The organism is Streptomyces luteireticuli (assembly GCF_041519305.1).
GTDB lineage: Bacteria > Actinomycetota > Actinomycetes > Streptomycetales > Streptomycetaceae > Streptomyces > Streptomyces luteireticuli.
Map to the genome: position 1 here is coordinate 5,509,426 of NZ_CP167927.1, position 20,173 is coordinate 5,529,598.

16 protein-coding genes are annotated in these 20,173 nt (G+C 71.4%); 7 read left to right on the plus strand and 9 right to left on the minus strand.

All coding sequences use genetic code 11. From position 1 onward, the window contains the following. Nucleotides 1-36 precede the first annotated feature (36 nt). Genes AB8735_RS24785 through AB8735_RS24795 form a run of 3 tightly spaced genes read left to right on the plus strand, consistent with a single transcriptional unit; the run spans nt 37 to nt 3,354 of the window. Nucleotides 37-1,026: a sugar ABC transporter permease gene (locus AB8735_RS24785; protein ID WP_344033106.1), complete on the plus strand. Its 990-nt coding sequence runs from the start codon at nt 37-39 to the stop codon at nt 1,024-1,026. Then, nucleotides 1,023-1,853, plus strand: coding sequence for a carbohydrate ABC transporter permease (locus AB8735_RS24790; protein WP_372409456.1), 831 nt, complete (start codon nt 1,023-1,025; stop codon nt 1,851-1,853). The genes AB8735_RS24785 and AB8735_RS24790 overlap by 4 nt, the downstream gene beginning before the upstream one ends. A gap of 10 nt (nt 1,854-1,863) precedes the next feature. After that, nucleotides 1,864-3,354 (plus strand): glycoside hydrolase family 3 protein, encoded by a 1,491-nt coding sequence (locus AB8735_RS24795; RefSeq protein ID WP_372409457.1) that lies wholly within the window; start codon nt 1,864-1,866, stop codon nt 3,352-3,354. 324 nt (nt 3,355-3,678) lie between these two features. On the opposite strand, the gene nagB is transcribed toward AB8735_RS24795, so the two are convergent. Then, complete coding sequence (gene nagB, locus AB8735_RS24800; protein WP_372409458.1) at nt 3,679-4,461, minus strand: glucosamine-6-phosphate deaminase; 783 nt, start codon at nt 4,459-4,461, stop codon at nt 3,679-3,681. A gap of 228 nt (nt 4,462-4,689) precedes the next feature. Between nagB and AB8735_RS24805 the strand changes: the two genes are divergently transcribed. Both AB8735_RS24805 and AB8735_RS24810 read left to right on the plus strand, forming a co-directional pair. Beyond that, entirely contained in the window at nt 4,690-5,286 is a 597-nt protein-coding gene (locus AB8735_RS24805) for a TetR/AcrR family transcriptional regulator (RefSeq protein WP_372409460.1), read from the plus strand. Nucleotides 5,287-5,748: 462 nt separating this feature from the next. Continuing rightward, nucleotides 5,749-6,885 (plus strand): alkene reductase, encoded by a 1,137-nt coding sequence (locus tag AB8735_RS24810; protein WP_372409461.1) that lies wholly within the window; start codon nt 5,749-5,751, stop codon nt 6,883-6,885. Between the two features lie 258 nt (nt 6,886-7,143). Here the strand turns inward: AB8735_RS24810 and AB8735_RS24815 are convergent, their stop codons facing one another. From AB8735_RS24815 to AB8735_RS24850, 8 genes are all read right to left on the minus strand, one after another. Then, nucleotides 7,144-7,539: a VOC family protein gene (locus tag AB8735_RS24815; RefSeq protein WP_344023414.1), complete on the minus strand. Its 396-nt coding sequence runs from the start codon at nt 7,537-7,539 to the stop codon at nt 7,144-7,146. Between the two features lie 97 nt (nt 7,540-7,636). After that, nucleotides 7,637-9,169 carry an NAD(P)/FAD-dependent oxidoreductase gene (locus AB8735_RS24820; protein WP_372409463.1) on the minus strand — a complete coding sequence of 511 codons (1,533 nt, stop codon included), beginning with the start codon at nt 9,167-9,169 and terminating at the stop codon, nt 7,637-7,639. A 422-nt stretch (nt 9,170-9,591) separates the two neighbouring features. Beyond that, a complete protein-coding gene (locus AB8735_RS24825) occupies nt 9,592-11,223 on the minus strand; it encodes a ubiquinol-cytochrome c reductase cytochrome b subunit (RefSeq protein WP_344023410.1) in 1,632 nt (543 codons plus the stop codon). Beyond that, on the minus strand, nt 11,220-12,281 hold the full coding sequence (locus tag AB8735_RS24830) for a Rieske 2Fe-2S domain-containing protein (RefSeq protein ID WP_372409465.1): 1,062 nt from the start codon (nt 12,279-12,281) through the stop codon (nt 11,220-11,222). The genes AB8735_RS24825 and AB8735_RS24830 overlap by 4 nt, the downstream gene beginning before the upstream one ends. 393 nt (nt 12,282-12,674) lie before the next feature. Next, nucleotides 12,675-13,895, minus strand: a complete 1,221-nt coding sequence (locus AB8735_RS24835; RefSeq protein ID WP_372409467.1) for an FAD-dependent monooxygenase — start codon at nt 13,893-13,895, stop codon at nt 12,675-12,677. Between the two features lie 99 nt (nt 13,896-13,994). Beyond that, nucleotides 13,995-14,321, minus strand: a complete 327-nt coding sequence (locus AB8735_RS24840; protein WP_344023404.1) for an antibiotic biosynthesis monooxygenase — start codon at nt 14,319-14,321, stop codon at nt 13,995-13,997. A 534-nt stretch (nt 14,322-14,855) separates the two neighbouring features. Beyond that, nucleotides 14,856-15,509, minus strand: a complete 654-nt coding sequence (locus tag AB8735_RS24845; protein ID WP_372409469.1) for an SRPBCC domain-containing protein — start codon at nt 15,507-15,509, stop codon at nt 14,856-14,858. Continuing rightward, entirely contained in the window at nt 15,506-15,895 is a 390-nt protein-coding gene (locus tag AB8735_RS24850; protein ID WP_372409470.1) for an ArsR/SmtB family transcription factor, read from the minus strand. The genes AB8735_RS24845 and AB8735_RS24850 overlap by 4 nt, the downstream gene beginning before the upstream one ends. Nucleotides 15,896-16,466: 571 nt before the next feature. Between AB8735_RS24850 and AB8735_RS24855 the strand changes: the two genes are divergently transcribed. Beyond that, nucleotides 16,467-17,585: a winged helix-turn-helix transcriptional regulator gene (locus AB8735_RS24855; protein ID WP_344023397.1), complete on the plus strand. Its 1,119-nt coding sequence runs from the start codon at nt 16,467-16,469 to the stop codon at nt 17,583-17,585. 732 nt (nt 17,586-18,317) lie between these two features. Next, on the plus strand, nt 18,318-19,943 hold the full coding sequence (locus tag AB8735_RS24860) for an NAD(P)/FAD-dependent oxidoreductase (RefSeq protein WP_344023394.1): 1,626 nt from the start codon (nt 18,318-18,320) through the stop codon (nt 19,941-19,943). Nucleotides 19,944-20,173: the final 230 nt, after the last annotated feature.

Genomic DNA, 20,173 nt, shown 5'->3' on the forward strand with positions numbered 1-20,173 from the left:
CACCGTGCAAGTGAACAGGGGAGAAGGCGGACGACGATGTCAGCGCAGACCGAAGAGGCGACGGCCGGGGCCGCGCCGCCGGCCGGCAAGGGCGGGTCGCCGCCCGCCCGTCGCGGCGGTGACCGGAGGACCGGGAACGCCGGGAAGTCCGTCCCCTATCTGCTGATCCTCCCCGCGGCCGTCTTCACCGTGCTGCTGCTCGGCTGGATCATGGTCGAGAACGGCCTGCTGTCGTTCCAGAACCTCAACCGGCGGCAGCTCATCCGCCGCACCACCGAGTGGACCGGACTCAGCAACTACACCGACACGCTGGGCAATTCCGAGTTCTGGCGGGTGACCCTCCGGTCGATCGTGTTCACCGCCGCCAACGTGGCGCTGATCATGCTGATCGGCTGTCTGATCGGACTGCTGCTCGCCCGGCTGGGCAAGAAGCTGCGGCTGCTGCTCTCCCTGGGGCTCGTCCTGACCTGGGCGATGCCCGTCGTCGCGGCGACCACCGTCTTCCAGTGGCTGTTCGCCCAGCGCTTCGGCGTCGTCAACTACGTGCTGGACCAACTGGGCTGGCACTCGATGGCCGACTACAACTGGACCGGCGGGCAGTTCTCCACCTTCTTCGTCATCACCGTGCTGATCGTCTGGCAGTCCGTGCCGTTCGTGGCGATCAACCTCTACGCGGCGACGACCACCATCCCCAAGGAGCTCTACGAGGCCGCCGCGCTCGACGGCGCCGGCGTGTGGAAGCGGTTCACCTCGGTGACCTTCCCGTTCCTCAAGCCCTTCTTCCTGGCGACGACGTTCCTCGAAGTCATCTGGATCTTCAAGTCGTTCACCCAGGTCTTCGTCATCAACGAGGGCGGTCCGGACCGGCTCACCGAGACGCTGCCGGTCTACGCGTTCGTCGAGGGCATGAACAACCAGCACTTCGGCATGGGTTCGGCCATCTCCATCCTCACCATCCTCATCCTGGTGACGATGTCGGCCTACTACCTGCGCCTGGTGCTCAAGCAGGAGGAGGACGAACTGTGAGGCGCTCCCTGTTCGGCCGCATCTGGCCGGGGGCCACGGCGGTCGTCCTGTTCCTGGGCTTCGTCTTCCCCGTCTACTGGATGTTCACCACGGCCTTCAAGGCCAACAAGGACATCGTCGGCGACACCCCCGTCTGGTTCCCCACCAGCCCCACCACCGAGCACTTCCGGCGGGCCGTCGAGGCCGACGGCTTCTGGACGTTCGTCGCCAACTCGCTGATCACCACGGTGGTCGCCGTCCTGCTGTCGCTGGTCATCGCCCTGCTGGCGTCCTTCGCCATCGCGCGGATGCGGTTCCGCGGGCGGCGCGGCTTCATCCTGGTGATGATGATGGCCCAGATGGCGCCCTGGGAGGTGATGGTCATCGCGTACTACATGATGGTGCGCGACGCCGACATGCTGAACAGCCTGCCGCCGCTCATCGCCATCTACACGCTCTGCGTGCTGCCGTTCACCGTTCTGACGCTGCGCGGCTATGTGGCCGCCGTGCCCAAGGAACTGGAGGAGTCGGCGATGGTGGACGGGTGCAGCCGGCCCCAGGCGTTCCTGCGGGTGATCTTCCCGCTGCTGGCGCCCGGGCTGATGGCCACCTCGCTGTTCGGCTTCATCACCACCTGGAACGAGTTCCCCTACGTCCTCATCCTGAGCAAGGACCCCTCGGCGCAGACCCTGCCGCTGTGGCTCACGGGGTTCCGCACCACGTTCGGCGACGACTGGGGCGCCACGATGGCCGCCTCCTCGCTCTTCGCCGTCCCCATCCTCATCCTCTTCGTCATCCTCCAGCGCAGGGCCGTGGGAGGACTGACCTCCGGCGCAGTGAAGGGCTAGCACTACACCCATGGACACGCTGACCCGTGACGCCCTGACCGTCCTCCAGCCCGGCTTCACCGGCACGACCGCCCCCGACTGGCTGCTGCGACGGCTCGGCGAAGGACTCGCCTCCGTCGGCCTGTTCGGCCGCAACATCGCATCGGACGAGCAACTCTCCGCACTCACCGCCCGGTTGCGCGCCGAGCGGGAGGACGTACTGGTGGCCATCGACGAGGAGGGCGGGGACGTCACCCGCCTGGAGGTCCGCACCGGCTCCTCGTTCCCCGGCAACCTCGCGCTCGGCGCGGTCGACGACACCGAGCTGACCCGGGCGGTCGCCGGGGAACTGGGCCGCCGGCTCGCCGCCTGCGGCGTCAACCTCAACTGGGCGCCGTCCGCCGACGTCAACTCCGATCCCGGCAACCCGGTCATCGGCGTGCGGTCCTTCGGGGCCGACCCCGCCCTCGTCGCCCGGCACACCGCCGCCTACGTCGAGGGCATGCAGGCGGCGGGCGTCGCGACGTGCGCCAAGCACTTCCCCGGGCACGGGGACACGTCGGTCGACTCCCACCACGATCTGCCGCGGGTGGACGTGGACCTGGCGACGCTGGAGGCGCGGGAACTGGTGCCCTTCCGGGCGGCCGTCGCGGCCGGTACCAAGGCCGTGATGAGCGCGCACATCCTGCTGCCCGCGCTCGACCCCCGGCTGCCCGCCACGCTCAGTCCCGCCGCGCTGCACGGGCTGCTGCGGGCGCCCGTCGGGAAGGGCGGGCTCGGCTTCGACGGGCTGATCGTCACGGACGGCATGGAGATGCGGGCCGTCGCGGACAACTACGGCATCGAGCGGGGCAGCGTCATGGCCGTGGCCGCCGGTGCCGACGCGATCTGCGTCGGGGGCGGGCTGGCGGACGAGGAGACCGTGCTGCGGCTGCGGGACGCGCTGGTGCGGGCCGTGCGGGACGGGGAGTTGAGCGAGGAGCGGCTCGCGGACGCGGCGGGGCGGGTGCGGGGGCTGGCGTCGTGGGCGGTGGGTGCGGGTTCGCGTGTTGTGCCCGCGCCCGAGGTGGGGCTGGTCGCCGCGCGGCGGGCCCTGCGCGTGACCCCCTCGGCGGGGTATGCGCCTTTCGACGGCCCCGTGCACGTCGCGGCGTTCACCCCGCTGGCGAACATCGCGGTCGGCGACGAGACGCCCTGGGGCGTGGGCGCGGAGCTGGAACGGCTGCTGCCGGGGACGACGAGCGGGACGTACGGCCGGGACACGGCCTCGGCGGACACCGTCCTGCGGGCGGCGGGGGAGCGGCGGATCGTCGCCGTGGTGCGGGATGTCCACCGGCACGGGTGGATGGCGGCCGCGCTGTCCGCGCTGCTGGGGGCGCGGCCGGACACGGTCGTGGTGGAGATGGGGCTCAACCAGGCTTTGCCTGTGGGGGCGTTGCATATTGCGACGCATGGTGCGGCGCGGGTGTGTGGGGTGGCTGCGGCTGAGGTGATTGCGGGGGTGCGGGTGGCGTCCGCCTGAGGGCGGGGGGTTTGCCCCTGGCCCGCCCTTTCACCGTTTCCCCGGGGCAAGCCCCGGACCCGACACCGCGCTTCGCGCGGGTGGGCGGGGCTTCGCCCCTGCGCCCCACCGGGGGCTTCGCCCCCTGGCCCCCGTTGTCGCGGCTTCGCCGCTCGTCCTCAAGCGCCGGACGGGCTGAATAGCCCGTCCGGCGCTTGAGGACAATGCGGCGAAGCCGCATTGCGGGCGGAGGGGCGCAGCCCCGGAAGAAACGGTGAAAGGGCGGGACCGGGGCACAAGCCATCCGGCGCCCGCCCCGCCCCCGCCCTCCACCCGTGGCAGGGGCTACAGCCCCTGCCACGCCGGCTTCGCGGCATACGTCGCCCGGAAGTAGTCCGCCAGCTTGAGCTCGGACGCCGCCGCCTCGTCCACGACCACCGTCGCGTGGGGGTGCAGCTGGAGCGCCGAGGCGGGGACCAGGGCGGAGACCGGGCCCTCCACCGAGCGGGCCACGGCCTCGGCCTTGCCGGCGCCGGTGGCCAGGAGGACCAGGTGGCGGGCCTCCAGGATCGTGCCGATGCCCTGGGTGATGACGTGGTGGGGGACCTCGTCGATGCTGTCGAAGAAGCGGGCGTTGTCCTGGCGGGTCTGGTCCGTCAGGGTCTTGATGCGGGTGCGGGACGCCAGCGACGAGCAGGGCTCGTTGAAGCCGATGTGGCCGTCGGTGCCGATGCCCAGCAGCTGGAGGTCCACGCCGCCCGCCCCGGCCAGCGCGCGGTCGTAGGCGTCACAGGCCCCCTGGACGTCCTCGGCGTTCCCGTCGGGGCCCATGAAGGAGGACTCGGTCAGCCCGAGCGGCTGCACGACCTCGCGCAGCACCGTGGACCGGTAGGACTCGGGGTGGTCGGCCGGCAGGCCGACGTACTCGTCGAGCTGGCAGATGCGGGCGCGCGAGGGGTCCAGGGCGCCGGAGCGCACCCGGGCCGCCAGGGCGTCGTAGACGGGCAGCGGCGTCGAGCCGGTGGCAACGCCGAGCAGAGCGTCGGGCTTGCGGCTCAGCAGGGCGGCGATGGCCTCCGCGATGAGTTCGCCGCCTGCCTTGGCGTCCGGGACGATGACAACTTCCACGCTGGGGCCTGCCGATCTGGTCTATGGGGTGGTATAGACCAATCTAACAGAGGCGGGCCCGGGGCGGCGGTCGCCGACCCGCTACAGAAGGGCGCCCCCTGTCGCGTCGATCCACTGCCCCGTCGCCCGGTGCTCGTCGGGGGAGGTCGGGAAGCCCCCACTTTCTGTAGGGGTCGTTACGGAAAGAAGGTAGCAGGTATTTTCTAGCGAGCGCTATAGAATTGGGGTATGGCAACGAAGCAGCGCGGGCGTCCCCGGTCCTTCGACCGGGCGACCGCCCTCGAACGAGCGGTGATGGCCTTCTGGGAGCACGGCTACGAGGCCACCTCCATCGCCGACCTCACCCGGGTCATGGGCATCGGCGCCCCCAGCCTCTATGCGGCGTTCGGCGACAAGAAGGCCCTGTTCTCCGCGGCCGTCGAGGAGTACGGCCACACCTACGGGGCGTTCCTCGGCCGTGCCTTCGCCGAGGAGCCCACCGCCCGCCGGGGGGCCGGGCGCGCCCTGCGCGAGGCGGCCGCCGAGTACACGGCCCCCGGCCGGCCGCACGGCTGCCTGGTCATCACCGCGGCGACCAACGCGACCGCCGCCTCGGCGGACGTCGTGGCGGATCTGCGCGAGCGCCGCGAGGCCCATGTGCGGGCCGTGGAGCGGGCGATCGAGGCCGACAAGGCGGCGGGCGAGCTGCCCGCGGACACCGACGCGCGGGCGCTGGCGCGCTTCATGGCGGCCACCGTCCAGGGCATGTCGCAGCAGGCGTGCGACGGCGCCACGCGCGAGGAGCTGGAGGCGGTGGCCGAACTGGCCCTGCGCGCCTGGCCGTAGAGCCTCCGGGCGGGGGCCGGGCAGCGCCACGGGCCGCGGCGCGCGGCAGGGACCCTCGACCCGACCGGCACCGCAGCCCGGAGCTGATATCGGCCGGTCCGGGTCCGCGAGGTGTGCGGGCCCCGTGCCCGGAGTCGGCCGACCGGGGGGCGCGGCGCGGTCAGGGCAGAGAGCGCCGGGCCCCGTGCCGCCCACCTGTGCGGGGAGGGCGGAGCTCGATGCCCTCATTGTGGACTAGACCATTCGCCCCTGTCCATGCCCGTGCCGGGGTTTCCGGATGCCGCCCGCGGGGCCCGCAGGGCTTCGGGGATCGAAGGCCCGTGCGCCTCGGGCGGGGGGTCACCTTTCGGCGTCAAGTTCGTTTGATTTCATGGTCAATGCATGGAGTCGAGGCGGGGGAGCAACTCCTCGCGCGGCCTTATGCCGGCCCTCGCCGGCCCTGAACCATGAGGGGAACACACGATGAGTACGACGCAGCCGACCACCCTGGCGCAACCGCTGTTGCAGCGGGTGGAACTCGGCGACTTCGAGCTGCCCAACCGGGTGGTGATGGCCCCGACCACCCGGGCCCGCGCCATCAACGACGGCCTGGTGCCCACGGATCTGCACGCCGCCTACTACGGACAGCGGGCCAGCGCCGGCCTGATCATCACCGAGGGCAGCTGGGTCAGCGAGCGGGCGATCGGCTTCATCAACGTCCCCGGCGCCTACAGCGAGCAGCAGGTTGCCGGGTGGCGGCGGGTCACCGACGTCGTGCACGCCCTCGGCGGCCGGATCGTCCAGCAGCTCTGGCACGTGGGCGCGGCCTCCCATCCCGACCACCTCGGCGGTGAGCTGCCCCTCGGCCCGTCGGCCGTCAACCCCAACGAAATGACCTTCACCGCCCGGGGGTTCACGGCCACCGTCACCCCGCGCGAGATGACCGCCGAGGACATCGCGGCCACCGTCGCCGACTACCGGGCCGCCGCGCGGAACGCCCGCGAGGCCGGGTTCGACGGCGTCGAGATCCACGGCATCGGGCCGTACTTGATCCCGCAGTTCCTCAACCCCCGGCTCAACCTGCGCACCGACGCCTACGGCGGGGACGCCGCCCGTCGCCGGCGCCTGCTGCTGGAGATCGTCGAGGCGGTGGCCGAGCCCTGGGGCGGGCGGTGCGTGGGCGTCCGGCTGTCCCCCTACTGGACCTCCGGGGACCGCTTCGCCCCCGACGAGCGCACCCTCGCGGACTACGACGAGCTGGTGGCCGAGCTCAATCACCACCCCGTGGCCTATCTGCACCTGCGCGGCCGCGACGTCCCCGCCCCCGGCGACACCCCGGACTTCGAGGCCATCGCCCGCTACCGGCGGCTGTTCGACGGGCCGTTGATCGCGAACAACGGTTTCGACCGGGAGACGGGCAACGCCGTCGTCGAGGCCGGCATCGCCGACGCCGTCGCGTACGCCACGCACTTCATCGCCAACCCCGACCTCGTCACCCGGTTCGCGATGGGCCGCGAGCTGGCCGGTGCGAACCAGGCTACGTACTACGCGGGCGAGGCCGAGGGGTATGTCGACTACCCCGTCAGCGGGTGGGAGGGCGGTGCCGGGGACGCCGGATGAGTGAGGGCTCCGTGCGGAACTCAACTCGTCTTAATTCCCCGGGGCTTGTCGGGTGTAGGGAGCACGAGTAAATTCCGTCGGGGTGGGTCCGGGTGTCGGCGGAAGAGGAACGACGGAAAAGGGTGGGGCCGGGGAAATCCCCGGCCCCACCGCGCCGTTCGAAGACCGGGCCGTTCGAAGGCTACGCCGTTCGAAGACCGCGCCGTTCACGAGCGCGTCCCTCCCGCGCGCCCCGTTCCCGGCGGTCAACGGCCCTCCTCAGTGGCCGCGTTCCGTCAGCCCGTAGAGATTGCCGTCGTCCCCGGCGATCTGCGCCCACCGGGCGTTCTCCCGCCACGGCGCCACCTGGGGTTCCACGACGATCGTGACGCCGCGTGCCCGCAGGTCGCCCACGGTGGCGTCCAGGTCGTCGCAGTCGAACCAGCCGTGCGTCATCCGGCCGACCGTCGAGCGCAGCCGCGCCAGGACGTCCGGTTCGACGGCGGCGAGCACCACACAGGTCTGCGACCCCTTCGGACGGACTTCGACCCAGCGTCCGCCGTCGTTGAGGGGCACGTCCGCCATGAGCTCGAAATCGAGGATCTTGGTGAGGAAGTCGAGGGTTCTGTCCCGGTCGCTGACATAGAGAATGGAGAGCCGCGGATTGGTTATCAACTGATTCCCTCCCGGGTTGTCGAGGTGGCCCGGGGAGAATAGTGAGAGCACTCGTACGGGATATTCAATCGCCGTGGCGGAACACCCCGTCGCCGGATTACTGTGATCCGGGGGCGAGTTGGGGAAACGGATCAACGGAAAGCTGATCGACGGGAAACGGATCGGCGCCGGCCGGGGCCCCGGTCACGCGCCTGGCCGGCGCACCTTTGCGCCGGGGCGCGCCATGGGTGGTGCTGGGCGGCTCCGCCGGCACGCCCCGGCGCGGTCCGCGCAGGGCCGCGGCGAGCGCGCCGGGCCGCATCGACGGCGCCGGAGTGACGAGGAGTTGGGCTTCGAGCAGGGCGCCGGCCGCCCGGCGGCTGCCCGGGGCGGCCGCGGCGAGCCGGTCGGCGTACCGGCGGCGGAGCCGGGTGCCCGGGGCGGGCGGCTCCGCCCCCTCGGCCCAGGGGAAGGGGAGATCCGCGGTGGTCGCGGTCCGCCAGGCCGCCGCGACCTGCCGGGCCAGGTTCTGCCGCAGCCGGTAGGTGACCCCCACCGGGCTGCCGTGGCTGCGCAGCAGCGCGTCGAGCAGCAGCGCGCTGTGCACGGCCACCGGTATGCCCTGGCCGTGGGAGGGGGTGAAGGTGGCCAGGGCGTCCCCGATGACGAGGAACTGGTCCGGCCAGCGGCGCATCCGCTCGTAGTGGCGCCAGCGGTTCTCCGCGAGGCGGGAGCGGTAGACGGGGCCGAGAGGGACGGCGCCCTCCAGGACCTCCCGCAGCAGGGGGTGCCGCAGCCCGCCGGCGGCCCGCAGGAAGCCGGCGTGGTCGGCGGGGAGGCCCTCCGGGCCGGTGCTCCCCGCGATCGACACCAGCCACTTGCCGTCGCCGACGGGGGAGAGGACGCCCTCGCGCGGGGTGTCCGGCGAGGCCATCAGCCGCAGGTACGTCCAGTCGGCGACGTGCCCGACGGGCGGGGCGAACAGGGCCGAGGCGCAGCCCGTCCCGGTGCCGGACACCGACTCCGGCGGTGTGCCGTAGCCCAGTTCGGCCAGCCACTGCGGGGCGCGCGAGGCGTCCCCCGAGGCGTCGACGACGAACTCCGCCTCGATCACGCGGGGTTCGCCCCAGCCGCCGGGTGCGCCGCGGTCGCGGCCGCGGACCCACAGGCCCGTCACGGTGTCGTGGCGGCCCGCGCGCAGTCCGACGGCCTCGTGCTCCTGGAGGAAGGTCACCTTGGGGTCGGCGCGCAGCCGGTCCCGCACCACCGCGTCCAGGACGTCGCGGGAGCCGGTGGTCATCGCCAGGTCGCTCTCGAAGCGGGGCAGCCAGCCGCCGGGGCCGAGCAGGAGGGTGTCCCGGGGGACGCGGACGCGGACCATGCCGGCGGCGTGCAACTCCCGGGTGATGCCCGGGAAGAGCTGTTCGAGACCCTGGAGTCCCGGGGGCATCAGATGGTGCGCGTGCCGGGCGTGCGGTACGCCGCGCCGCCGGCGCGGCCCCCGGGGGAGCCGGTCGCGTTCGACGACGGTGACCCGCTCCATGTGGTCGACCAGGGCCTGGGCCGCGGTGAGGCCCGCGAGGCCCGACCCGATCACGACGGCGTGGCCGTCCCCGGCGTCACGGCCGCCGGTGCCCGAGCGCAGGCTCATCTTCTCGCCCTTCTGGTCGCGTTGTGCAGCTGAGAGCGCATGGCCTGGCCGGGGTCCGGCGGTGCCTGCGGGGGTCGGAGCCGCGGTGGGGAAGGTGTCCCGCGGCCCCGGCCGGTGGTGCGGACAGCGAGGTGCGGCGGATGGTGAGGTACGGCGGCCGGCGAGGTGCGGCCGGTGCGGTGCCGCCGGGCGCGGAACGGCACGGTCCGGGCGGGGACGTCCGGGCGGTGGGGTCCGGCGCCGATGGGGCGCCGACGGTGGGCCGTCGATAGTGGGTCGTCGACGGGAATATGATCGCCGCTCGTCGTGGGCCCGGTCCAATGCGGGCGGGTGCACGCCCGCCCCGGCCAAGTCCCGTAGCGGGGACCGGAGATGGGAACGGCCCGGCGTCCCCGGGGAGGGGAGCGCCGGGCCGTCGGAACTCAGTGGCCGTGGCCGCTGGTGATCTCCCGGTACTCCTCGGCGGTCGGCTTGGGGATCTGCCGGCCCTCGCCGTAGAGGCCCTGGGAGAGCCGGGCCCGCAGCTTCTCCTTGCGGGTCAGCTTGCGCTCGACGCCGTTGGTGTCGACCGCGGCCTCCAGCGCGACGGGCAGGCGCTGCTCGTGCGCGGTGAGGACGTGCAGCTGCTCCTGCGAGAGCGGCTCGTGGACCTCAACGAACTCCCCGTGCGGCAGGCGCTTGATGATGCCGGACTCACGGCCGTGCAGCACCTTGTCGCGGTCGCGGCGCTGCAGGCCCAGGCAGATGCGCCGGGTGACGACGAACATCACCGGTGGGACCACGAAGAACCCGATGCGCGCGAACCAGGTGACACCGTTGGCCGAGAGGTGGAACAGCAGTCCCAGCAGGTCGTTGCCGCCGGCGAGCAGGAGCACGCCGTACCAGCTGACCCAGGCCACGCCGAAGGCGGTACGGGTCGGGGCGTTGCGCGGCCGGTCCAGGATGTGGTGCTCGCGCTGGTCGCCGGTGATCCACGCCTCGACGAACGGGTATACGGCGAGCACGGCGGGCACCGTGACCAGCAGCACCACCGGGACCAGGACACCGAAGTTGATGGTGTGCCCCAGGACGCTCCACTCCCAGCCGGGCATGGCCCGGACGGCGCCCTCGGTGTAGCCCATGTACCAGTCGGGCTGGGAGCCGTTGGAGACGTGGTCCGGGCGGTAGGGGCCCGCGTCCCAGACCGGGTTGATCGTGGCTATCGCGGAGATCGCCGCGATGGCGCCGAAGACCAGGAAGAAGAATCCCCCCGCCTTGGCGATGTAGACCGGCATGAAGGGCGCCCCGACCACGTTCTTGTCGGTCCGGCCCGGGCCCGCGAACTGGGTGTGCTTGTGGTGGAAGACCAGGATCAGGTGGCCCACCATCAGCGCGAGCATGAGGCCCGGCAGCAGCAGCATGTGGACCGGGAAGAACCGGCTGACGAAGTCCGTGCCGGGGAACTCCCCGCCGAACACGTAGAACGACAGATAGGTGCCGACCAGCGGAACGGCCAGGATCATGCTGTCGGCGATGCGGACGCCGGTGCCGGAGAGCAGGTCGTCGGGGAGCGAGTAGCCGGTGAAGCCGGCCAGCATGCCGAGGACGAACAGCAGGAAGCCGAACATCCAGTTGACCTCGCGCGGCTTGCGGAACGCGCCGGTGAAGAAGACCCGCATCATGTGGACGAACATGCCCGCGAGGAAGATCAGCGCGGCCCAGTGGTGGATCTGCCGGATCAGCAGGCCGCCGCGCACGTCGAAGCTGATGTCCACGGTCGACTTGAACGCCTCCGACATCCGCACGCCCTGGAGGGGGACGTACGAGCCGTGGTAGACGACCTCGTTCATGCTCGGGTGGAAGAACAGCGTCAGGTAGATACCCGTGAGAATGATGATGATGAAGCTGTACATGCAGACTTCGCCGAGCATGAAGGACCAGTGGTCCGGGAAGATCTTCCGCATGTTGGCCTTGGCCAGGCTGTAGATCCCCAGCCGGCCGTCGGCCCAGTCGGCGACCCGCTCGCCGGCGGGCGCTCGCCGATCGCCCGCTTGTGTGGTGGTGGTTGTACTCATCCGCGCTCCCAGAAGGAAGGACCGACGGGTGCCGCGAAGTCGCCGAGCGCTTCGAGGTGACCGTCCTTGTTGATACCGATCCGCAACTGGGGCAGTGCGTGACCGGCGGGGCCGAAGACCACGCGTGCGCCGTCCGAGAGGTCGAAGGTGGACTGGTGGCACGGGCACATCACGTGGTGGGTCTGCTGCTCGTAGAGGGTGATGGGGCAGCCGACATGCGTGCAGATCCGGGAGTAGGCGACGATGCCGTCGGCGGACCAGTCCAGTTCCTTCTTGTCCTTGATGTCCTCCGGACGGAGCCGGACGATCATCACGGCGGCCTTGGCGATCTGGTTCTGGAAGTCGTCGTCCTCCTCCTTCATGCCCTGGGGCATGGCGAAGGAGAGGGAACCGACCTCGATGTCCTCGGGACGCAGTGGCTGCAGGGTGTTCTGGTTGATCAGCACCTTGCCCCTGCTCCAGGCCGTGGTGCGCAGCTTGGTGCCGGGCGCCGCCTTGCTGAGGCCGCCCAGCAGCACCAGCCCGGACAGCGGGATCAGGGTCAGCGCGCCGAGCATGGTCTTGCGGATCAACGTGCGGCGGCCGAGGCCGGATTCGGCGGCACCCTCCTGGAAGTCGGCCAGGACCTTGGTCCTGATCTCCGGTGCGCTCTCGACGGGATGGCGCTCCTGGACGAGCTCGACGTCGGACATCAGGGTCCGCGCCCAGTGGACCGCCGCCGCCCCCAGACAGAAGAGCGCCACGCCCAGGGACGTCCCCAGCGTGATGTTGGCGGCGCTGACGCGGCCGATCGGGAAGAGGTAGACGCTCCGGTCCACCGGGATCGTGACATAGGCGACGATGAAGGCGATCGTGGCCAGCATCGACACCGTGAAGAGGAAGGCCACCACGCGCTCGGAGCGCTTGGCCGCCCGCTCGTCGACGTCCTGGACGCGGGGCTCGTGCGGGGGCAGGCCCGGATTGGCGAACGGATCGGACCGGCCCGTCGCGACGGTGCCCTCGCGCGTGTCGCCCCGCTCGCTCGGCAGGGCTGCTTCGGAGTGCTCTTGGCTGCTCATGACTGTTTGGCCTTTGCGGTCCGGGCGACGGCCCGGAGGGCGACGGCGATCGGCGCGCCCGGGCCGGAGCGACGACGTATTTTCACGGATATCCCTGGTGCGCGGACTCCGCCGCCAATACCGTTGCTGTTGCCACGCTCAGCATTATGCCCACGCGCCAAATGGCCGTCACGAACAGCGTGTTTGTACAGCAGTCCCTCTGATCACACGGCATGTGACCGGCCAGAACGGCGTATCTGTGGGGTGGTTGGGATCTTGTCCGGCGGGCGTCGCGAGGGTGTTCATGGACACAGTCCCGGGTGTCGGGTAAACAGGTCGATGGACAACTGTCCCCTTTCCCCGGTCGAATTCAGGTGCACTGCTCCGTAAGGGACCGGCAGCGCCCAGGAGTTGTCACCGTCCGGCGGAGGGACGGCGTTCCACCGTGGTCCGGTAGGCGGTCGTGACCTCGGCGAGCGTGGCGCTCTTGTCGCCGTCCGGCCGGGCGGCCAGGGCCTTCTCGGCGTGGTCCATCTCCCGGTTGGCCAGGACGATCGCCGTGGTGGCGGGCCGTCGCACCGCCTCGTAGCGCTCCAGCGCGACGGCCGGGTCCGCGTGCTCCGCGCAGTGGTCGGCGAGGGCCGCCGCGTCGAGGACGGCCTGCGAGGCCCCATTGGCCCCGATCGGGTACATCAGATGGGCGGCGTCGCCGAGCAGGGTCACCCGCCCGTCGCCCCAGCGGTCCAGCGGATCGCGGTCGACCATGGGGTAGTGCAGGATCTGCGGGCTGCCCAGGACCATCGCGCGCAGGTCGAGCCAGTCGAACGACCAGTGCGCCAGGTGCGGGAGCACCTCCTCCGGATCTCCCGGGCGGCTGAGACGGGGGTCGCCGGCCGCTCCCCCCGCCGGATCCGGCACCAGGCAGACCCAGTTGAGCAGGGCCTTGCCCCGGGCGGCGGCCCGGGTGGAGACGGGGTAGGCGATCAGCCGGGTGGCGCGGTCGTCCGCGGCCACGATCATGGTGCGTCCGTCGAGGAAGCCGTCGAGCTCGGTCAGCCCGCGCCACATCCGCGTCCCGCCCGTGGACAGCCCCGAACGCCCGGGGTGCAGCCGGTCGCGGACGGTGGAACGCACCCCGTCGGCGCCGATCAGCGCGGTGGCCTCCAGGAGGACCGCGGAGTCCGAGGGGTCCCGGGCCTCGACGCGGACGCCGTCCGCGGTCCGCTCGAAGCCGTGCACCCGCAGCCCGGTGCGGACCGCGCCGGGGCCGAGCCGCTCGCGCACCGCGTCCAGCAGCATCATCTGCAACTCGCCGCGGTGGAGGGAGTACTGGGGATGGCCGTACCCGGCGGCCAGGCCCCGCGGCTCGGTCCACAGCGTGGTGCCCCGGTGGTCGACGTAGAGGTGCTCGCGGGTGGCGATCCCGGTCGCGGCCAGCGCGTCGGCGAACCCCAGGGCGGTCAGTTCGGCGATGGCGGCCGGCTGGATGTTGATGCCCACCCCGAGGGGGAGGATCTCCTCGGCGGCCTCCAGCACGGTGGCCCCGATGCCGCGCGCGTGCAGGGCCAGGGCGGCGGTCAGCCCCCCGATGCCCGCGCCGGCGATCACGAAACCGGCGGTGTCGGCGGTGGTCATGGGTATGTCTCCGCAGGGTGTGTGGGCGGGGGAGCCTCGGAATGGACGAGCCCCGCTGATGTCTGGATCAGCGGGGCATACCCGGGGTGGCGCCGGAGGTCAGGCGTGGTGGACGGCGACGACCTTGTAGACGAGCGGGGCGGCCTTCGCCAGCTCGGCGGCCCGCTTCGCGAACGCACCCGCCTCGGGGTCGCCCAGGGTCGCCTTGATGTCGTCCGGGCTGCGCCACTGGGCGTAATTCACGACTCGCGTACCGTCGGCGCTCGCGAGCAGGTTCACCGAGATGAAGCCCGGGCGGTGCCGCATCACCTTTTCGGTTCCCTCGTTGAGGACAGCAATGAGCTCCTGCTGCTTCGACGGCTCCACATCGAAGACGTTGATCAGGGTCGCAACTTCGTCGCCTACGCGAATCACAGTCTCACTCATGAATTCCACGCTAGTGCAGGAGGTGGCCCCGTGACACCTGTACAGCAATGCCCAACACGTCTGTTCCGGCCGCTTGTTGATGGCGGACGTTGATGGCGGACATTGATGACGCCCGTCTTCCGTGTGACAGTGCGGAGCGGGCTTGCCAAAAGGGCGTTCCGGCGCTCCCGGAAGCGGGGCGGGACGGGCGGAATTCCGACGGCACCGGTCACGAGGACCGGGCCGGCCGGCCATGCCGTCGTGCCACGGGCCGTGGTGCCGCGGTGGAACCGGGCTGAAACCGGGCGGGGTGTGCGACCGGGGAAAGTCCGCGGTTGAACACCCGGTGGTACTGAACATCCGGTGGTACGACGGCACCCGACGCCGGAGGGGCGCCGGCACGCCCCGGGGGAAGGCGATCGCCGGCGCCCGGCCCGGCCCTCCGGCAGGACGGTGGGCGCGCCGCTCCGGACGTACCGGACGCAAGGGGGCGCGACCGCACCGCCGGTGTGGGTGGCACCGGAGTGCCGGGCGTCTAGGGGGTGGTGCGGACCGTCAGCGCCCACCCCCTTCGGGGGAGCGCCCGACGTGGCGGACCGCGGACTCGACGACCGTGGCCATGTCGTCCGCGCTGACACCCCAGGCGGCACGGCTGGCGTCGCCCCAGGCGCGGTAGCTGTGGAGGGTGAACTCACGGACCTGCGGGGTGTCCCGCCACGCCGCGCGGTCCAGGTCGTCGTGGAGGAAGAGGTCCAGGCCGAGCAGGACGAGGTCCCAGCCGGCCCCGTTCCTGACCGCCCCGGCCAGGCCCTCGGTGCGCACCAGTTCGGCCACGAGCTCGGCCGAGGAGGCGTGGCGCAGCTCGAAGACCGTGCCGCCGCGGGAGTCCCCGGAGAGGCGGACCTCGACCTCGGTGGCCGTGACCGGGCCGTAGTCCCAGGTGACCTTGAGGAGCCGGGGCCGCTCGCAGCGCAGCACCCGTCCGCTGGCGTTGCCTTCGACCTCGAACGCGCCGCCGACCCGGAAGTCCCCGCGGACCGGGGCCAGCCAGCGGCTGATGCGGGACGGGTGGGTGCAGGCGTCCCAGACGTCCTCGATGGCGGCGTCGTAGGAGCGGCGGATCAGCAGCGAGCGCCCCTCGCCCGAGCTGACCGGGTAGGAGTTGATCTCCCGGTGGGCAGCGTTGATCTGGCCGAGAACGTAGCTCAAGTCTCTTCCCTGTCCTTCGTGTGCGACGGGCTCCCCTCCGCCGGCTCCGGGCCGCCCCGGTTGCGCGCCCCGCGTCTGCCGCGCGCGAGTTCGGTGCCCAGCGCGTCCAGGCGTTGGTTCCAGAACCGGCGGAAGTGCTCCAGCCAGCCGTCGATCTCTTCCAGGGGTGGTGAGCCGACCGCGTAGAGGCGGCGGGTCCCTTCCGCGCTCACCGTCGTGAAGCCTGCCTCGCGAAGGACGCGCAGGTGGTGGGAGACCGCGGGCTGGGAGATGCCGAACTCCTGCTGGATGACCCCGCTCACCTCGCCGGCCGTCCGCTCGCGGTCGGCGAGCAGCTCCAGGATCCGGCGCCGGACGGGTGCACCGAGGACATCGAATGCGTGCACGGCAGGAAGCTATCGAACGCGGCTTATTTAAAACAAGGTTGAAACTGGCCACCCGGCGGCCGGCCGCGGTGCGCCGGTGCGCGGCTCCTCAAGTGGGGCGCTCCGGCGTAGAGTTCGGTGCACGGGAGGAGCGGGAGCGCCGCCGGGACCGGATCCGACACCGGTGGTCATGGGTTCCGGGCGTACCGCCCCGCCTCTGTCCTCCCGGCCGCCGGGCTCCGCGGGCGCTGTCGCCGGACCGCGCGGGGCCGTTGCACGGAGCGCGTGGCGGGGTCCGGTTCGAGCCAGAGCGGTCCCGGGGATGGTGGCCACCCCCGTCCTTGCCTAGCGTGGGCCGTGCGGGCCGGCCGGTCCGGCCTGTGACGTCGCCGGGGATTCGGCGGCCCAGCGCCTGACGTCGGTATTCCGTTTCCTGTCTCCGCTTTCCGGCGCCCGCCGAAACGGATGGAGATTGATCATTTGTGTTGTCCGATCGCCATCTGCGGCAAGTTCCGCACAGGGAACAGGGAATCGATTTACCCTCTGCCACGTCTGGGCAATCATCGAGGACTCACGTAGGAAGTTGCGGCCGTTGACACTCCACACCGCAGTCGACGCTGAACGGATCCATGCGGACGCCCTGTTGGAGACGCCCGAGCTCCTTCATGACCTTCCGCGGAAGACCGTTCCCATCGGCGACCTCATGCCCTCGCTCTCCCCCCGGGAGCAGCGCGAGGACCCCGCGCACGTCCGTCTCCTGGCCGAGACGGACGCCGCCCCCGATCCGCTCCTGGTGCACCGGCCCACCATGCGGGTGATCGACGGCATGCACCGGCTGCGCGCCGCCGTGATGAGGGGGCGCACGGAGGTGCCCGTCCAGTTCTTCGACGGCACCGAGGCCGACGCCTTCGTCCTCTCCGTCCAGCTCAATGTGCGGCACGGGCTGCCGCTCACGCTGGACGAGCGCAGGGCCGCCGCCCAGCGCATCATCGGCAGCCACCCGCACTGGTCGGACCGGGTCATCGCGCAGCGCACGGGCCTGAGTTCGAAGACCGTGGGCAAGCTGCGCCGGCGTTCGGCCAAGGACCTGCCGGAGATCGTCGGCAGCCGGCTGGGGCAGGACGGACGGGTGCGGCCCATCAGCACCGTCGAGGGGCGGCGCAGCGCCGCGGCGCTGCTCGCGGCCGACTCCCGGATCTCGCTGCGCGAGCTGTCCCGGCGCACGGGACTGTCGGTGGGCACCGTCCGGGACGTGCGCGAGCGCGTCGCCCGGGGCCAGGACCCGGTCCCCGAGCGGCTGTTGGGGGAGCGGACGGGCTCGGTCGTCGTCACCCCGGCGTTCGGCACGGCGCCGCCGCCCCAGTGGACCCCCGGCACGGCAGCCGCGGAGGAGGCGCGGGCGCAGCCGGAGGCACCCCGGTCCAGGGTGGAGGCGCTCGAAGCGAAGGACGAGGCGCGCGTGGCCGCGTTCGACCCGGTGACCGCGGTGCGCAAGCTGGCCCGGGACCCTTCCCTGCGGGCCACGGAGTCCGGCCGGTGGCTGCTGCGGATGCTGCTGGCCACGGAAATGGCCCAGCCCCAGTGGGAGAGGATCGCCGAGGCGATTCCCCCGCACTGCGTTCCGCTGGTCCGCGCGGTCGTGCTCAAGCGGTGCGACGACTGGGAAAGCCTGGCGCACATGGCGCTCAAGGATCCCGGGGAGGACGATTGATCGGAAGTCTTTCGGGCCGGGAGAACGCCGGAACATGTTCTCTTGACACTGCCCGGGGCGGTCGTCAGCATGGTTGAACACTGAGTCAAACGGTTTGTCAGCGCCTTCCACGGCGCCGGGCCGTAACGGGGCTCGCGATACGGGGATCGGGGGATCCATGATTTCGTCGAACGGCGATCTGGATATATCTGTGGCCGAGGACTGTCCTCGCCTCTGTCTTCTTCGGGCCCGTCTTCTTCGGGTCAGTCTTCTTCGGGCCGGCGCTCCCGGCCTCTGACCGGGTGCGGCCGTGGGCCGCCCGGTGAGCGCGGCGTCCTGCCGCGCCGGTGTTGCCCCCCCTTTCCTGCGGCCGGTGCCGCCGTCATGCGGTCCAACCCTGCCCGGATTATCCGCGAATTCCTGTGGAGCGGGCCGGGTTTGGATATTCAGGAGCGATGGAGGGGATTTAAAAAAGGTCTTTTCATTTGTCATGTCCACGCTCATCGATGATATCTTGCGAAGCGACGGGAATGAGCGTCCTTCTCATTTCTTAGGGCCGGGCCATAGCATCGTCCGGCAGACGGGCCCGCCGGTGTTCGGCACGCCGGTCGGTGCGCGCCCGTGAATTGCGCAGACACATCCGTTCCCCGGCCGGGTGCTCCCATGCACGGCAAGACGGCCGTCACCCCGGACGGCCACAGGACCTGTGTCCTCCTGACGTCCCATCGATTACCGACGCAATGGAGTTGCACCGTGAACGACACCATCGAGACCGACTTCGACGCCATCGTGGTCGGCGCGGGGTTCGCCGGCATCTACATGGTCCACAAGCTCCGCAACGAACTGGGGCTGACCGTAAGGGCCTTCGAGAAGGGCAGCGGGGTCGGCGGCACCTGGCACTGGAACCGCTACCCGGGCGCCATGTCGGACGTGGAGGGCTTCGTCTACCGCTACTCCTTCGACAAGGAGCTGCTCCAGGAGTGGAACTGGACGAGCCGCTACACCCCGCAGGCCGACGTCCTGGCGTATCTGGAGAAGGTGGTGGAACGCCATGACCTGGCCCGGGACATCCAGCTGAACACCGCCGTCGAATCGGCCGTGTTCGACGAGACCCGCGCCATATGGACGGTGACGACCTCGGGCGGCGCGTCCCACACCGCGCGCTACGTCGTCACCGCGCTCGGGCCGCTGTCGAAGACCAACCTCCCCGACATCAAGGGCCGGGACAGCTTCGCGGGCCGCCTGATCCACACCGGCGCCTGGCCCGAGGGCGTCACGGTGCACGGCAAACGCGTCGGCGTCATCGGCACCGGGTCGACCGGCACCCAGTTCATCTGCGAGGCGTCCAGGACCGCCGCGCACCTGACCGTCTTCCAGCGCTCGCCGCAGTACGTCGTCCCGTCGGGCAACGCCCCCGTCACCCCCGAGCAGGTGGCCGCGGTCAAGGCCGACTACGACCGCATCTGGGACCAGGTGCGCAACTCGATGGTCGCCTGCGGGTTCGAGGAGAGCACGATCCCCACGATGAGCGTCTCCCCGGAGGAGCGCCGGCGGATCTTCCAGGAGGCGTGGGAGGAGGGGAACGGCTTCCGCTTCATGTTCGGCACCTTCTGCGACATCGCCGTGGACCCGGCCGCCAACAAGGCCGCCGCCGAGTTCATCCGCTCCAAGATCCACGAAATCGTCGAGGACCCGGAGACCGCCCGGAAGCTCACCCCCACCGAGTACTACGCCAAGCGCCCCATCTGCAACGCGGGTTACTACGAGGCGTACAACCGCCCCAACGTCTCCCTGGTGAGCATCCAGGAGAACCCGATCGTCGAGATCACCCCCCGGGGCGTGATCACCGCGGACGGCGTGGAGCACGAGCTCGACATCCTGGTCTTCGCGACCGGCTTCGAGGCGGTCGAGGGCAGCTACAACCAGATCGACATCCGCGGCCGCGGCGGCGAGAGCATCCAGGATCACTGGGAGGACGGCCCGAGCACCTATCTGGGCGTCGCCACCTCCGGCTTCCCCAACCTCTTCATGGTCCTCGGCCCCAACAGCGCCTTCACCAACCTGCCGCCCGGCATCGAGACCCATGTCGAGTGGATCGCCGAGCTCGTCAGGACGGTGGAGAACGGCGGTCACTCCTCCATCGAGGCCACCCGGGAGGCCGAGGACGGCTGGACGGAGACCTGTCGCGAGATCGCCGAGCAGACCCTCTTCGCGAAGATCGACTCCTGGATCTTCGGGGCGAACATCCCCGGCAAGGAGAAGCGCGTCCTCTTCTACTTCGGCGGGCTCGGCGCGTACCGCCAGAAGCTGCGCGAGGTCGCCGCGGCCGACTACGACGGCTTCCGGCTGCGCGGCGGCGTGGCGCTGGCGGCGGCGTAGCGTCCGTCCGGCGGAGCCGGACGGGCTCCGGCGCCGCGCCGTCCCGCCGCACCGTGCGCCCCGGCCCCGGCCGTCCGGAGCGTCCCGCTCCGGCCGGTGCCGGGGCGCGCGGGGACGCCGACGACGGGCCGGCGCCCCACGCGTACGGCACGGGCCGCCCCGCCCCACCGCGTTCCGGCGCGACGGCCGTTCGCCCGGCCTTCCGGTCCCGGACCGTCGTACCGCGAGGT

Coding starts and splice junctions, on each gene's coding strand:
- AB8735_RS24810 (WP_372409461.1), top strand. CDS start 5,749: ATGAGTACGACGCAGCCGACCACCCTGGCGCAACCGCTGTTGCAGCGG.
- AB8735_RS24840 (WP_344023404.1), bottom strand. CDS start 14,321: ATGAGTGAGACTGTGATTCGCGTAGGCGACGAAGTTGCGACCCTGATC.
- AB8735_RS24820 (WP_372409463.1), bottom strand. CDS start 9,169: ATGAGCCTGCGCTCGGGCACCGGCGGCCGTGACGCCGGGGACGGCCAC.
- AB8735_RS24825 (WP_344023410.1), bottom strand. CDS start 11,223: ATGAGTACAACCACCACCACACAAGCGGGCGATCGGCGAGCGCCCGCC.
- AB8735_RS24835 (WP_372409467.1), bottom strand. CDS start 13,895: ATGACCACCGCCGACACCGCCGGTTTCGTGATCGCCGGCGCGGGCATC.
- AB8735_RS24785 (WP_344033106.1), top strand. CDS start 37: ATGTCAGCGCAGACCGAAGAGGCGACGGCCGGGGCCGCGCCGCCGGCC.
- AB8735_RS24805 (WP_372409460.1), top strand. CDS start 4,690: ATGGCAACGAAGCAGCGCGGGCGTCCCCGGTCCTTCGACCGGGCGACC.
- AB8735_RS24830 (WP_372409465.1), bottom strand. CDS start 12,281: ATGAGCAGCCAAGAGCACTCCGAAGCAGCCCTGCCGAGCGAGCGGGGC.
- AB8735_RS24795 (WP_372409457.1), top strand. CDS start 1,864: ATGGACACGCTGACCCGTGACGCCCTGACCGTCCTCCAGCCCGGCTTC.